Source organism: Kitasatospora sp. NBC_00070 (assembly GCF_045041205.1).
Classification (GTDB): domain Bacteria; phylum Actinomycetota; class Actinomycetes; order Streptomycetales; family Streptomycetaceae; genus Kitasatospora.
Genome location: NZ_CP108247.1, coordinates 5,233,697 through 5,247,342 on the forward strand (window position 1 = coordinate 5,233,697; position 13,646 = coordinate 5,247,342).

A 13,646-nucleotide genomic window follows, 5' to 3' on the forward strand; every position below is an offset into this window, starting at 1 on the left:
ACCGGTACACCGGTAACGGCATTTCGCCAAAGATGTTGTTATCAGACACTTGGGGATGGGTGTGGGGTACAGAGAACGACTCTCGGGGCTGATGGTGGCCCTGCTCGCGGCAACGGCGCTGTCCGCCGGGCCCGCGAGCGCGGCCGAAACGGCCAAGCTGGGCAACAGCACGATCGGCACCGCCACCGACTCCGGCGACTCCAACCACCTCAACGCCTCCCGGTTCGTCACCGGAGCCAAGGGGGGCCAGGTCAGCAGCATCAGTGCGTACGTCGGCCCGGTCGGGACGGCGCCGAACAACCAGTACCAGCTGGCGGTCTACCAGGACGCCAGCGGCAAGCCCGGCGCCCTGCTGGCCAACAGCACGGCCGGCACGCTGACCGCGAACAGCTGGAACACCCTGCCGGTGGCGGCCACCCTGGCGCCCAACACGCCGTACTGGCTGGCGTACAACAGCAACGGCGCGACCGGGGCGGTCAACAACCTGAAGTACAACACCGGAGGGAAGGGGATCTACAGCAACGCCGGTACGCCGTACGGCAGCTGGCCCGCGAGCTTCGGTGCGTCGACGAACACCTCGCTGGAGTTCTCGATCTACGCGACCTACACCCCGACCGGTGGCGGGGCCGCCACCCCGGGGGCCGGGCCCGGCGGTTCGGGGCCGGTGCTGCTGGTCACCACCGCGGGCAACCCGTACAGCAGGTACTACACCGAGATCCTGAAGGCCGAGGGGCTGAACCACTACCAGGTGGTCGACCTCGCGCAGGTCACCCCGGCGCTGCTGGCGCAGCACGACCTGGTGCTGCTCGGTGAGACGGCGCTGACGGACAGCCAGGTCACCGTGCTGACCAACTGGACCAACGGCGGCGGGCGGCTGGTCGCGATGCGGCCGGACAAGAAGCTCGCCCCGCTGCTCGGCCTGACCGCCACGGCGGGCACCCAGGCCGACGCCTACCTGCGGATCGACACCTCGGCGGCGCCCGGCGCGGGCCTGACCGGGGACACCATGGGCTACCACGGCACCGCCGACCGCTACACGCTGAACGGCGCGACCGCGGTCGCCACCCTGTACAGCGACGCCTCCACCGCGACCGTCAACCCGGCGGTCTCGGTCCGCGCGGCCGGCTCGGGCCAGGCCGCCGCCTTCACCTTCGACCTGGCCAGGTCGGTGGTGCAGACCCGGCAGGGCAACGCGGCCTGGGCCGGGCAGCAGCGCGACGGCACCGACGGCTACGAGGCCAGCGAGATGTTCTTCGGCCTGAGCGGGCAGTCGAACTGGAACGACCTGGACAAGGCGCTGATCCCGATCGCCGACGAGCAGCAGCGGCTGCTGGCCAACCTGGTCACCCGGATGGACCTGGCGAAGACCCCGCTGCCCCGGTTCTGGTACTTCCCCCGGGACGTCAAGGCGGTGGTGGTGATGACCGGTGACGACCACGGCGTGGGCGGCACCTCGGGCCGCTGGGACTACTACATCACGCAGAGCCCGCCCGGCTGCGTGGTGGCCGACTGGGAGTGCGTGCGCGGCTCCTCGTACCTGTACACCGGTGGTCCGATGACCGCCTCGCAGGCGCAGGCCTACTCGGACGAGGGCTTCGAGGTGGGCGTGCACATCACCACCGACTGCCGCCCCTGGGGCACCCCGGCCGACCTGCAGGCCGTGTACGCGAGCCAGTTGAGCGCCTGGAAGGCCAAGTACCCGGCGCTGCCCACGCCTTCGGGCAGCCGCACGCACTGCGTGGAGTGGGACGACTGGGCCACCCAGGCCAAGACCAAGCTGGCCAACGGCATCCGGCTGGACCACGACTACTACTTCTACCCGTCCTCCTTCGTGCAGAACCGGCCCGGCTACTTCAACGGCACCGGGATGCCGATGAAGTTCGCCGACACCGACGGCAGCCTGATCGACGTCTACCAGGCGACCACCCAGCTGACCGACGAGTCCGGCCAGTCCTACCCGGGCACGGTCAACACCCTGCTGAACGCGGCCTACGGCCCGCAGGGTTACTACGCCGCGCTGACCGCCAACATCCACACCGACTTCGCCGCCTCCCAGACCTCCGACCAGGTGATCGCGGCGGCCAAGGCGAAGGGGGTGCCGGTGGTCTCCGGCCGCCAGCTGCTGACCTGGCTGGACGGGCGGAACGGCTCGGCCTTCACCGGGCTGTCCTGGAACGGGAGTTCGCTCAGCTTCGGGATCACCGGCGGGACGAACGGGCTGCGCGCGATGCTGCCGGTGCAGTCCGCCACCGGGACGCTGACCGGCGTCAGCCGGGGCGGCCAGTCGCTGCCGTACCGGGTGGAGACGGTCAAGGGCGTCGCCTACGCCTTCTTCGACGGCGCGGTCGGCAGCTACACCGCGACCTACGGCCAGGACACCACCGCGCCCACGGTGACCGGCACTTCGCCGGTGGCGGGCGCCCCGGCCGCCCCGGCCGGGAACCCGGTCCGGTTCTCGTTCAGCGAGCCGCTGGACGGGGCCACCGTGAACGGCGCGGCCCTCACCCTCCGGCCCACCGCCGGCGGTGCCGCGGTGGCGGGCACGGTCTCGTACGACTCCACCACCAGTGGGGTGGTGTTCACCCCGACCGCGCCGCTGGCGCTGACCACCGGGTACACCGCGACCGTGCAGGGCGTTCGGGACGTGGCGGGCAACCAGTTGGCGGCGCCGTACGTCCTGACCTTCAGCACGGCCGGTCCGCCGCCGCTGACCATCGGCAACAACGAGATCGGCACCCAGATCGACGACAACGACGCCAATCACCTGAACGGCAGCCGGATCGTCACCGGCGCCGCCCCGGTGACGCTGAACCAGCTGAGCGTGCACGTCGGCGCGGTCAGCCCGGCGCCGAACAACCAGTACCAGCTGGCGGTCTACAGCGACCTCGGCGGCGCCCCGGGCACCCTGGTGGCCACCACGGCGCCGGGCACGCTGACCGCCAACGCCTGGAACGCCCTGCCGATCAACCTGACCCTGAACGCGGGGACCAGCTACTGGCTGGTCTACAACAGCAACGGGGCAAGCGCGACGGTGAACAACATGCACTTCAGCACCGGCGTGTACGGGGACGGCGCGTACCAGGGGGCGGCGGTGCCGTTCGGGACCTGGCCGAGCAGCTTCGGCACGGCGACCAAGACGGTGCTGTCGTACTCGCTGTTCGGGTCCTACTGATCGGTCAGGTTCTGTCACAGCTCTGCGACAAGGGGGTCGCGGGAGTGTTTTGAACCTGTTCAGAAGTACCGTCCGAGCCCTAGGGTCACGAGCGGCGCGGCTTCCCCGTCCGGAACCGCGCTGCTCGTCGATCTCTGAGGGAGCGTCATGTCCAGTCCTACCGTGCCCGGTCCGCCGATACCCGGGGCTGCCGCCGCTGCCCGCGCCGGTGCCCCGACCGGCCCGGCCGGCGGCCCCTGGCGGCCGCCGCCGGCGCCGCCCAAGCCCGTCTGGGTGACCGCGACCGAACCCCGGGTGCCGGTCACGCCCCCGCTGCGGGTGCTGGGTGCGGCGATCGGGGCCGGACTGTTCTCGGCGGTGCTGATGAGCCACGGCCTCGGCCTCAACCTGCTGCTGTTCGCCCTGGCCGCCGGTGCCGCCGCGGCGCTCGCCGCCCGGGCGGGCGGCCGCCGGGCCCGGCCGTGGACCGTGCTGTGGATCGTGTCCGCGCTGGTGCTGGCCGCCGTCCCCGCCTTCACCGACGCGGGCTGGCCGGTCTTCCTGGCGGTCGCGGCCGCGCTCGGTGTCGCCTCGCTGGCCCTGCACGGCGGGACCAGGTGGGCCGGGGTGCTGCTCGGCCCGCTGGGCGTCTGGGCGCACGTCCTGCCCTCGCTGTTCTGGGCGGCCGGATCGGCCCGGGGCAGGTCGTACCCCGCCAAGGCGAAGGTGCTCCCGGTGCTCAAGGCGGTCCTGGTCGCCTTGGTGCTGCTGGTGGTCTTCGGCGCCCTGTTCGCCAGCGCCGACGCGGCGGTCGCCGACCTGCTCGACGGACTGACCCCGGGTGCGGACCTGTCCGACCTGCCGGCCCGGTTGATCTTCTTCTGGGGCGGCCTGCTGGTCGCGCTGGGTGCCGCGCACACCGCCGCCGCCCCGCGCCGCTGGGACCGACTGCCCGTCAAGCCCGCCCGGGAGCGCGGCCGGACGGAGTGGGCCATCCCGATGGTCGCGCTCAACCTCCTGTTCGGCGGCTTCGTGGCGATCCAGGCCGTGGTGCTGTTCGGCGGCTACGAGGCGGTGATGAGCAAGCCCGGGCTGGTCCCCGCCGAGTACGCCCGGCAGGGCTTCTGGCAGCTGCTCTGGGTCACCGTGCTCACCCTGGCCGTGGTCGCCCTGGCTCAGCGCTGGGCGCCCCGGCGGACCGCCGCCGACCGGCTGCTGGCCAAGAGCCTGATCGGCCTGCTCTGCGCGCTGACCCTGGTGGTGGTCGCCACCGCGTACTACCGGATGCAGCGCTACGTGGACGCCTTCGGGCTGACCCGGCTGCGGATATCGGTCACCGCCGTCGAACTCTGGCTCGGCGTCGTCCTGCTGCTGGTGCTGGTCGGCGTGCTGCTCGGGGCCCGGCGCTGGCTGCCCCGCGCGGTCGTGCTGAGCGCGGTGGTCGGGGTCTCGGTCTTCGGGCTGATCCGCCCGGACGCGCTGATCGCCGAGCAGAACGTGACCCGTTTCGAGGCCGGCGGCAGCATCGACCTGGACTACCTGCGCGGCCTCTCCGCCGACGCGGTGCCCGCCCTGGACCGGCTGCCGGGCGACCGGCGCACCTGCGCGCTGCAGGAGATCGCCGCCGCGCTGACGTCGGACCGGGACCGGTCCTGGTACGCGACCAGCCTGGCCGAGGCACGGGCGGCCGAGCTCCTGCGGGCCCGGCCGGTGCCGGCGGACCGGGACGCCTGTGCCCGGTTCACCGACCCGGGTGCGTCCGCCGCCCGATAGCGGCCTCCGGGCCGGGGACTTGGCGGTCGTGGGCGTGCCGGGGGGCACGTCCACGACCGTCGGGACAGCCACGGGGGTTGTCGTAGGCTGAAGGCGTCAGACCTTCGTTGCCGGAATGGACCCCCGATGCCGTACGAGCCACCCACCCACTCGGTCGAGCGTTCGCTGCGCCGGGCGGGAGCCCAGCTGGTGGCCGGGCTGGACGAGGTCGGCCGGGGCGCCTGGGCCGGGCCGGTCACGGTCGGCGCGGCGGTGACCGGGTTGCGCAGGCCGCCGGAGGGGCTGACCGACTCCAAGCTGCTGACCGAGAAGCGCCGGACCGAGCTGGCTCCGGTACTGGCCGACTGGGTCACCGCGTACGCGCTCGGCCACGCCTCGCCGGAGGAGTGCGACGAGCTGGGCATGACCGCCGCGCTGCGGCTGGCCGCGACCCGGGCCCTGGAGGCGCTGCCGGTCCGCCCGGACGCGGTGATCCTGGACGGCAAACACGACTACCTCGGTGGCCCCTGGCGGGTCCGGACGGTGATCAAGGGCGACCAGTCCTGCGTCTGCGTCTCGGCCGCCTCGGTGCTCGCCAAGGTGAAGCGGGACGCGATGATGGCCGAGATCGGCCTGGAGCACCCGGAGTTCGGCTTCGGTGACAACGCGGGCTATCCCTCGCCGGTGCACCGCGCGGCGCTGGAGGAGTACGGCCCGACCGGGCAGCACCGGCTCTCCTGGTCCTACCTGGACGCGCTGCCGAAGTGGAGCCACCTCAAGCGCAGCCGGTTCGACGAATCCGCCGACGAGCAGCTCTCGTTGGGTTTCTGACCCCGTCGGCCTGCCGTTGGCCGGGGGTTGGCCCGCTGTTGGGACGCGCGGCGACCGTTCGGGTTCCAATGATTGCCGGTCGGTTCCAACTGGTGGGGCGCCCGTGCGCATTCGACCGGCATTTGATAGACATCGGGCATGCCTGTCTTCCCCGAGGAGCCGGAGATTCACGAGAGCAACCCGGGCCCCGGCGTTCCCTTTCCGCGAGAGTCGGACGCACGAGCCCCCCGTACACCTGTCCCCGCCGGAGCCGCCCGCCCGGTGCCGGGCCCGCGCCCGGCCGCACCCAGGCCCGGGCCCCGTCCCGGTCCGCCGCCCGCCCGACGACCCGTCACCCCGGTGCAGTTGGTGCCCTCGACCACCCGTGGCGCGGTGGACCGGGCCGACGACACCGTCGACCGGCTGCTGGAGTCCGGCCGCCGTCCGGACACCGTCCTGGTCCTGACGGTCGGTGAGCCGCACCCCTGGCAGCAGCACGAGATCGGCTTCGGCGAGGAGCGCTACTGGGCGCAGCTCACCGAGGGCGGCGACGTCTTCTACGCGGACGCCGCCGCGACCCGGACGGTCGGCCGCGAGGTGGTCGTGCTGGTGGTCAACTCCCCGGTGTCCACGCAGGGGTTGACCAAGGCCGCCCGGGCCGCGCACGCGCTGGCCGGGGAGCTGCTGCTGGTCTGCGGCGACGTCGACACGGTGGCGCCGCTGTTCCCGGCAGCCGGGGCACCGGTCCCGGCCTGACCGGACGGTGGCGGTCCCGCGCCGAGGCGCGGTGGCCGTCCCGAGCCGACGCGCTGTGGCGACCCCGGTCGGGGTCGCCACAGGCTCGGGCCCGAGGGCCCAACTCCCTTCGCGTCAGCCGATGCTGATCCGGAACAGCTTGTCCGCGCCGTCGGCCGCCCCGCCGTTGTTGTCGGCGTTGGTGGTGGTCAGCCAGAGCTGGTCGGCGCCGGGCACCTTGCTGACCGTGCGCAGCCGGCCGTAGCTGCCGACGTAGTAGGAGGTCGGCGTACCGACCGTCTCGGTGTCACCGTTGATCGGGATCCGCCACATCCGCTCGCCGCGCAGCGCCGCCATGTAGACCACGTTGCGGACGATCGCGATCCCGCTGGGGGAGGCGACGTTGACCGCCCAGCCGGCCTTCGGGTTGGTCATCCCGGCCGTGCTGCAGGTGCCCTCGCAGGTCGGCCAGCCGTAGTTGGCGCCGGGCTTGATCAGGTTGAGCTCATCGAACTTGGAGTCGCCGAACTCCGCCTCCCAGAGCCGCCCGTTCCGGTCGAAGGCCAGGCCCTGCGGGTTGCGGTGGCCGTAGCTGTAGACGTAGTTGTTGAACGGGTTGCCGGGGGCCGGCTTGCCGTCGGTGGTGAGCCGCAGGACCTTGCCGTTCAGCGAGTTCTTGTTCTGCGCGTTGGACGAGGTCTGGGCGTCCCCGGTGGTGGCGTACAGGAACCCGTCCGGGCCGAACGCCAGCCGACCGCCGTTGTGGTAGCGGTTCTTCTGGATGCCCTGGAGCAGCACGGTGTACCCGCTGAGGGTGCTGCCGTCGTAGGTCATCCGGACGATCCGGTTGCCCTCGGCGGCGGTGTGCATGAAGTAGACCCGGTGGTTGGTCGACCAGTTGGGGTCGACGGCGACCCCGAGCAGCCCGCCCTCGCCGTCGGTGGTGACGGCGTTGGGGACGGTGCCGACCTGGGTGCGGGCCCCGGCGGTGGTGGTCCTGAACACCTTGAAGCTGTCCCGCTCGGTCACCAGCGCGGTCTTGCCGTCGGGCAGCCAGTAGACGCCCCAGGGGATGGTCCAGCCGCTGGAGAGGGTGGCGGGGGAGCCGGGCACGCCGCCGTCGGCGGAGCAGGCACCGGTGGTGAAGGAGACCGCCCCGGACGGTACCGAGTAGCCGCCCGCGGTGTCCTGCGCCACCACGGTCAGGGTGAACGGTGCGTCACAGGCCAGGCCGGTCACGGCGGTCGAGGTGGCCGGCGGCGTACCGGTCACGGTCTTGACCACGGCGCTGCCGCTGCGGATCTCGTACGCCACCACGCCCTTGTCGTCGGTCGAGGCGGCCCAGGTCAGCGTCGCGCCGGTGGAGCCGACGCCCGAGACGGTGGGCGTGCCGGGGGTGCTGGGCAGCGGGTCGCTGCCGGCCGGCGTGGTGCAGTCGATCGCGACGCTGGCCGGCGAGGCGTTGCCGGAGGCGTCCCGGGCGATCACGGTGAGGTTGTAGGTGGTGCTCGGGGTGAGACCGGTCAGCTGCTTGGCGGTGGCGTCGCCGGCCGCCTCGGCGAGCTTGTTGCCGTGCTCGTAGATGTCGTAGGCGCTGACCCCGACGTTGTCGGTGGAGGCGCCCCAGGACAGCGTGAGGCCGTTCGCCGTGACGGCCGAACAGCTGGGCGTGCCGGGCCTGCTGGGCGCGCTGGTGTCGGCGCCGACGCCGACCTGGAGCCGGTCCAGGTTGGGGCCGCCGTTGGCGGTGGTGGCGGTGGCCCGCACCGTGTTGGTCCCGACGTTCAGGGCGGCGTTGACCGTCCTGGTGGACCAGGTGTCCCAGTTCGCGGTGGGCGGGAAACTCACCCCGGCGGCGATCACGGTGCCGTTCACCGTGATGTCCATCGGCCGGTCGGCCGTCCCGGCGTTGGCGTACCGGAAGGCCAGCGCGGCGCTGCCGGCCGTGGCGGCGCTGACCGTGAACTCGACGTAGCTGCCGGCGACGTTGGTGTAGTCGACGAAGCCGGTGCCGGTGTAGCCGGTGTGGTTGGTGGCCACCGCGGCCTGGCCGGTCGCCGCGTCCTCGGCCTGGTAGTCGGCGGTCGGCGCGGTGACGTCGAGGTCGAGCGCGTCGAGGTTGGGCAGGCCGGTGGCACTGGTCGAGGTGAGCCGGATCCGGTTGGACCCGGCGTTGACCTGGGCGGTGACGGTGGAGGTGGCCCAGTCGTCCCAGGTCCCGGTGGAGGGGAAGGAGCGGGCGGCGGAGACCACCGTGCCGTTCACGGCCAGATCGCCGGGCCGGTCGACGGTGGTGCCGTTGGCGTACCGGATCGCGATGGTCGCGGTGCCCGCCGTGGCGGCGTTCACCGTGAACTCGATCCAACTGCCCGCCACGTTGTCGCCGTTGACGAAGCCGGTGCCCGAGTAGCCGGTGTGGTTGGCCTCCACCACACCGAGCGAGCGGGCCGCGCTCTCGGCCTCGTACCGGGTCGGGGCGGCCGAGGCGGCCGGTACGGTGACCACCCCGACGAGCAGGGCCGCGACGGCCAGGCCGCCGACTGCCTTGAGTGGGCGCATGGTTGGTCTCCTCAGCCCTGGTACTGGACGACGATCTTGGTGAAGTCGTACGCCTTCTGGGAGATGCCGCTGCACGCGTCGGCATCGGTGCCGCTGCCGCAGGGGCGGTCCCGGTTGACGGACCAGAACGAGAACCGCGCGATGTGGTGCTGGTTGGCGTACGCCAGGATGGTCTTGAAGTCGCCGGTCGTGACGGTCTCGCCGGGCTCGTCGGTGATGCCGTTCATCGAGGAGACCCCGATGTGCCGGTAGGCGGCGTCGTCGCTGTAGCCGTAGGCGCTCTTCACCGCGGCCTTCAGCCCCTGCAGGGCGCTGACCGTGGCCTGGCCCATGGTGCCGCTGTGGCCGCCGAAGTCGAACGGCATGATGATCCAGCCGTCGTTGGCCAGGCCGGCCGCCGCGCCCCGCTTGATCAGGTCCTTGCCGGTGGAGTCCGGACCGCTCGGGGTGGTGCCCATGGTCACGTAGGTGACGATGCCGGGGTTCTTGGTCTTGACGATCTTCAGCGCGTCGACCACCCGCTGACGGACCGTCGCGTTGGAGAACTCGGTGTCCTCGATGTCGATGTCCAGCGCCTTCAGGCCGTAGGCGTTGATCACCTTCTGGTACGCACCCGCCAGCGCGGTGGCGCTGGAACACTTCTCGCCGAGTTTGTTGCCGCTCCAGCCGCCGACCGAGACGACGATGTCGCCGCCGGCCGCCCGGATCGACTTGATCGCCGCCTCGTCCGAGCCGCCGGTCAGCGCCCGGCTGCCGTCCCACTTCGGGTTGCACGAGCCGTCGGACAGGATGAACGCCAGCGTGAACCACTTCACCCCGGTCGCGGCCATCACGTCCGTGGGCTTCTGCGGGCTGCCCCAGCCCAGGTACTCGTACGGGGCGGCGGCCATCGTGCCGGGGTCGGCGGCGGTCGCGGTCGCGGTTGCGGTGGTGTTGGCGGTGGCGGTCGGGGCCAGTAGCAGGGCGGTGCCGCCTAGGGCGGCGGCCAGCAGCACGCTGGCGGTGCGACGGGGAGCGTAACTGGGCATGTCTGCTCGCTTCTTGGGTCTGGTGCGGGGGAAGTGCCGGGCGGGAAGCCGGACTTGATGGGCACCGTTCAGAATCGAGCCGCCGGGGCGAGGGGTCAAGGGTTTGGTTAGGAAAGTTTCCGATCAGTCATTCGGGGTAACTCGGCGTGGGAGTCGGGCTCGTAGGTCTCCGGCCGCCGGCCCTGGGCCTCTGACCTTGGGCCCGGGCTTGGGCTTGGGCTTGGGCTTGGGCTTGGGCTTGGGCCCGGGCTCCGGCGACCGGGGTGGCTTGCGGGCCGTGTCGTGCCGCCCGGTCAGCCCGTGGCGAACCGGTGCAGCGGGCGGACCGGGGCCACCAGGTCGGCCGGGCCCGCCTGCGCGCTCTGCGGGCGGGACGGACGCGCCGGGCGCGGGGTGAGCTCGGTGACGGTGTGCACCGGGCCGTCGGCCCAGGAGCCGGAGTGCGGGTTGCGCCCGCTGCGCCCGTCCCCGAGCGACTGCCAGCCGCTGGGGGTCAGCGCGATGTACGAGCCGCAGCGCAGCCCGTGCAGCGCGGCCGCGTCCCGCAGGGCCCACATCCAGGCGCCGTCCTGGCGCGTCCAGCCCGACGCACCGTCCCGGCAGCGCAGCAGCACGGCCGTCCGCCTCGGCTGCGCCAGCCGGAGGTCGTGCGGGGTGACCTGGCGCAGGTGGGTGAGGATCTCGTGCCGGTGCTGCCAGCCGTCCTCGCCGTGCGGGCGGGTGGCGAACGAGGCGGAGGCGGTCACCTGGTGCAACGCGTCCAGCACCGCGACCACCGTGGTGCCCGGCTGCGGGAGGTGCCGTTGGTGCAGCTCGGCGACGAACTCGCGCGGGTCGCGCAGCAGGGGGACGTCGGCGCTGTGCCAGCTCTCCAGGTCGAGAACGCGTCTTCCGGAGAACCGGTTTCGGTCGCTGCCGTTGATCACGATCCTCCTCCCGGTCCGCCGCCCGTGACGTGCTGGGTGGCAGGTGTCTGCGTACGCCGATGGCCGGGTCCGTCGGACCGGGCGCTGGGTACCTCCCAATTCTCAGGTCAGATGGGGACGAGCGGCAACGATGAAATGACGAACGCCGCCCGAATGCCGATGGTCTGCCGGATATATTCCACCGCGAGTCGGCTGCCATTCGACTGACGGAGGGTCGGCTCTGTCAGGTCGGTGGGGTGGCCCTCCCGCCGGGGTTGCCGGGGCGGGTCACCCCGGGGGTCGGGCCGGGGCAGACCAGGGGTGGTCGGGGCGGGCCGTCCGTGGTCGGCTCCTGGCGGCTTCGGCTTCGGCTTCGGCTTCGGCTTCGGACGGGGCCGGGGGGCGCGGTCGGCGGTCAGGCCTGGACGGCGAGGGTGAGCGGGAGCACCGGACCGGCGCCGGCCTGGCGGAGCAGGCGGGCCGCCACGGTGACCGTCCAGCCGGAGTCGACCAGGTCGTCGACCAGCAGCACCGGGCCGGGGGCGGCGGCGATCGCCGCCTGCAGCGCGGGGGGCACCAGCAGGGCGCCGGCCAGCGAGTGCAGGCGCTGGGCGCTGTTGCTCCGGGCGCCGCGCGGAGCTTCGCCGCCGACGTACTCCAACTGCCCGAGCAGCGGGAGCCGGCCGACCTCGGCCAGCCGGGCGCCGAGGCTGCCGACCAGCTGCGGACGGCGGGCCGAGGCCATCGTGACCACCCCGACCGGGCGGGCCGCCCGCTTGCCCTCCGCATCCGCCGGGCCGGCCCAGCCGCCCGGGCCGCGCGCCCAGTCGGCCAGCACGGTGACCATCGCGTCCAGCACCTCGGCGGGGACCTGGGTGTCCGGGGCGTCGTCGGCGAGCAGGGCACGCAGCCGGGTGCCCCAGCCGATGTCGGAGAGCCGCCCGAGCGCCCGGCCGGTCTCGGCCTGCTCGCCCGCCGGGATCCGGCCCTTGAGCGGGACGCCGATCGCCTCCATGCCGGTCGGCCAGAGCCGGCGCGGCTCGAAACTGACGCCGGGTCGGCCGAGCGCGGCCCGGGCCGCCGCATCGGCCTCCGCCGAGATCTCGGCGGTCGGCCGGGTGCCCGCGCAGTTGTCGCAGCGGCCGCAGGGGGCGGCCTGCTCGTCGTCCAGTTGGCGGCGGAGGAACTCCATCCGGCAGCCGGTGGTGGTGGCGTACTCGCGCATCGCCCGCTGCTCGGCCTCCCGGGACTCGGCCACCTTGGCGTAGCGCGCCGCGTCGTACGCCCAGGGCTGCCCGGTGGCCGTCCAGCCGCCGCGCACCCGGCGGACCGCGCCGTCCACGTCGAGCACCTTGAGCATGGTCTCCAGCCGGGCCCGGCGGAGGTCGACCCTCGGCTCCAGGGCGGCGGTGGAGAGCGGGCGGCCGGCCTCGGCGAGGGCGTCCAACGTCCGCCTGACCTGCTCCTCGGCGGGGAAGCCGAGCGAGGCGAAGTACCGCCAGATCGCCTCGTCCTCGCGGCCGGGCAGCAGCAGCACCTCGGCCCGGTCCACCCCGCGCCCCGCACGGCCGACCTGCTGGTAGTACGCGATCGGGGAGCCGGGCGAACCGAGGTGCACCACGAAGCCGAGGTCGGGCTTGTCGAAGCCCATGCCGAGCGCGGAGGTGGCGACCAGGGCCTTCACCCGATTCGCCAGCAGGTCGGCCTCGGCGGTACGACGCTCGGCGTCCTCGGTGCGGCCGGAGTAGGAGGCGACCGGGTAGCCGCGCTCGCGGAGGAAGGCGGTCACCTCCTCGGCGGCGGCCACGGTGAGGGTGTACACGATGCCGGAGCCGGGGAGCTCGGCCAGGTGGTCGGCCAGCCAGGCCAGCCGCTGCGCCGGGTCGGGCAGCTGGAGCACGCTCAGGCTCAGGCTCTCCCGGTCCAGCGGGCCGCGCAGGACCAGTGCGCCCGCTTCGCTGTCGGCGCGGTCGCCCGAGCCGGTGCCGAGCTGGTCGGCGACGTCGGCGGTGACCCGGGCGTTGGCCGTCGCGGTGGTGGCCAGCACCGGGACGCCGGGGGAGAGCTCGGCCAGCATGGTGCGCAGACGGCGGTAGTCGGGGCGGAAGTCGTGGCCCCAGTCGGAGATGCAGTGCGCCTCGTCGACCACCAGCAGGCCGGTGGAAGCGGCGAGCTTCGGCAGCACCTGGTCGCGGAAGTCGGGGTTGTTCAGCCGCTCGGGGCTGACCAGCAGCACGTCCACCCGGCCGGCCGCCACCTCGGCCTGGATCTCGTCCCACTCCTCGGGGTTGGCCGAGTTGATGGTGCGGGCGTGGATGCCCGCCTTGGCGGCGGAGTCCACCTGATTGCGCATCAGGGCGAGCAGCGGGGAGACGATCACGGTGGGGCCCGCGCCCCGGGCCCGGAGCAGCGCGGTGGAGATGAAGTAGACGGCGGACTTGCCCCACCCGGTGCGCTGTACCACCAGGGCCCGGCGGTGGTCGACCACCAGGGCCTCGATGGCCAGCCACTGGTCCTCCCGCAGCACGGCGGTCGGGCCGGCCAGCTCACGGAGCACGGCCTCGGCCTGCGCCCGGACGGCGGCGCGGTCGGGGGTGGGAGCGGGGTGGTGCAGCGGCTGGGTCATGGCTCATGGATACAGGCTGGGGACGACAGAGGGCGAACTTCGGGCGGTGAGCGGGGAGGCCGGTTGGTCATTAGATCATC

8 protein-coding genes are annotated in these 13,646 nt (G+C 73.0%); 4 read left to right on the forward strand and 4 right to left on the reverse strand.

What is annotated here, in order from left to right:
- Positions 1–91 precede the first annotated feature (91 nt).
- The 4 genes from OHV05_RS23925 to OHV05_RS23940 all read left to right on the forward strand — a co-directional run bounded on the left by OHV05_RS23925 (position 92) and on the right by OHV05_RS23940 (position 6,469).
- Positions 92–3,172 carry an Ig-like domain-containing protein gene (locus OHV05_RS23925; protein ID WP_405019464.1) on the forward strand — a complete coding sequence of 1,027 codons (3,081 nt, stop codon included), beginning with the start codon at positions 92–94 and terminating at the stop codon, positions 3,170–3,172.
- A 147-nt stretch (positions 3,173–3,319) separates the two neighbouring features.
- A complete protein-coding gene (locus OHV05_RS23930; RefSeq protein ID WP_405019465.1) occupies positions 3,320–4,924 on the forward strand; it encodes a DUF4153 domain-containing protein in 1,605 nt (534 codons plus the stop codon).
- A gap of 126 nt (positions 4,925–5,050) precedes the next feature.
- A complete protein-coding gene (locus OHV05_RS23935; protein WP_403041581.1) occupies positions 5,051–5,734 on the forward strand; it encodes a ribonuclease HII in 684 nt (227 codons plus the stop codon).
- A gap of 348 nt (positions 5,735–6,082) precedes the next feature.
- Positions 6,083–6,469 (forward strand): hypothetical protein, encoded by a 387-nt coding sequence (locus OHV05_RS23940; RefSeq protein WP_405019466.1) that lies wholly within the window; start codon positions 6,083–6,085, stop codon positions 6,467–6,469.
- A gap of 114 nt (positions 6,470–6,583) precedes the next feature.
- Here the strand turns inward: OHV05_RS23940 and OHV05_RS23945 are convergent, their stop codons facing one another.
- The 4 genes from OHV05_RS23945 to OHV05_RS23960 all read right to left on the reverse strand — a co-directional run bounded on the left by OHV05_RS23945 (position 6,584) and on the right by OHV05_RS23960 (position 13,566).
- The gene (locus tag OHV05_RS23945; RefSeq protein WP_405019467.1) at positions 6,584–9,007 is read right to left on the reverse strand and encodes a PQQ-dependent sugar dehydrogenase; all 2,424 of its coding nucleotides are present in this window, start codon (positions 9,005–9,007) and stop codon (positions 6,584–6,586) included.
- Positions 9,008–9,018: 11 nt separating this feature from the next.
- A complete protein-coding gene (locus tag OHV05_RS23950) occupies positions 9,019–10,035 on the reverse strand; it encodes a chitinase (RefSeq protein WP_405019468.1) in 1,017 nt (338 codons plus the stop codon).
- A gap of 293 nt (positions 10,036–10,328) precedes the next feature.
- Positions 10,329–10,910: a hypothetical protein gene (locus tag OHV05_RS23955; protein WP_405021530.1), complete on the reverse strand. Its 582-nt coding sequence runs from the start codon at positions 10,908–10,910 to the stop codon at positions 10,329–10,331.
- A 445-nt stretch (positions 10,911–11,355) separates the two neighbouring features.
- Positions 11,356–13,566, reverse strand: coding sequence for a DEAD/DEAH box helicase (locus tag OHV05_RS23960; RefSeq protein ID WP_405019469.1), 2,211 nt, complete (start codon positions 13,564–13,566; stop codon positions 11,356–11,358).
- Positions 13,567–13,646 lie beyond the last annotated feature (80 nt).

Bases quoted from the DNA above. Each gene is read 5' to 3' on its own strand.
- OHV05_RS23925 (WP_405019464.1), top strand. From the start codon at position 92: ATGGTGGCCCTGCTCGCGGCAACGGCGCTGTCCGCCGGGCCCGCGAGC.
- OHV05_RS23930 (WP_405019465.1), top strand. From the start codon at position 3,320: ATGTCCAGTCCTACCGTGCCCGGTCCGCCGATACCCGGGGCTGCCGCC.
- OHV05_RS23935 (WP_403041581.1), top strand. From the start codon at position 5,051: ATGCCGTACGAGCCACCCACCCACTCGGTCGAGCGTTCGCTGCGCCGG.
- OHV05_RS23945 (WP_405019467.1), bottom strand. From the start codon at position 9,007: ATGCGCCCACTCAAGGCAGTCGGCGGCCTGGCCGTCGCGGCCCTGCTC.
- OHV05_RS23950 (WP_405019468.1), bottom strand. From the start codon at position 10,035: ATGCCCAGTTACGCTCCCCGTCGCACCGCCAGCGTGCTGCTGGCCGCC.
- OHV05_RS23960 (WP_405019469.1), bottom strand. From the start codon at position 13,566: ATGACCCAGCCGCTGCACCACCCCGCTCCCACCCCCGACCGCGCCGCC.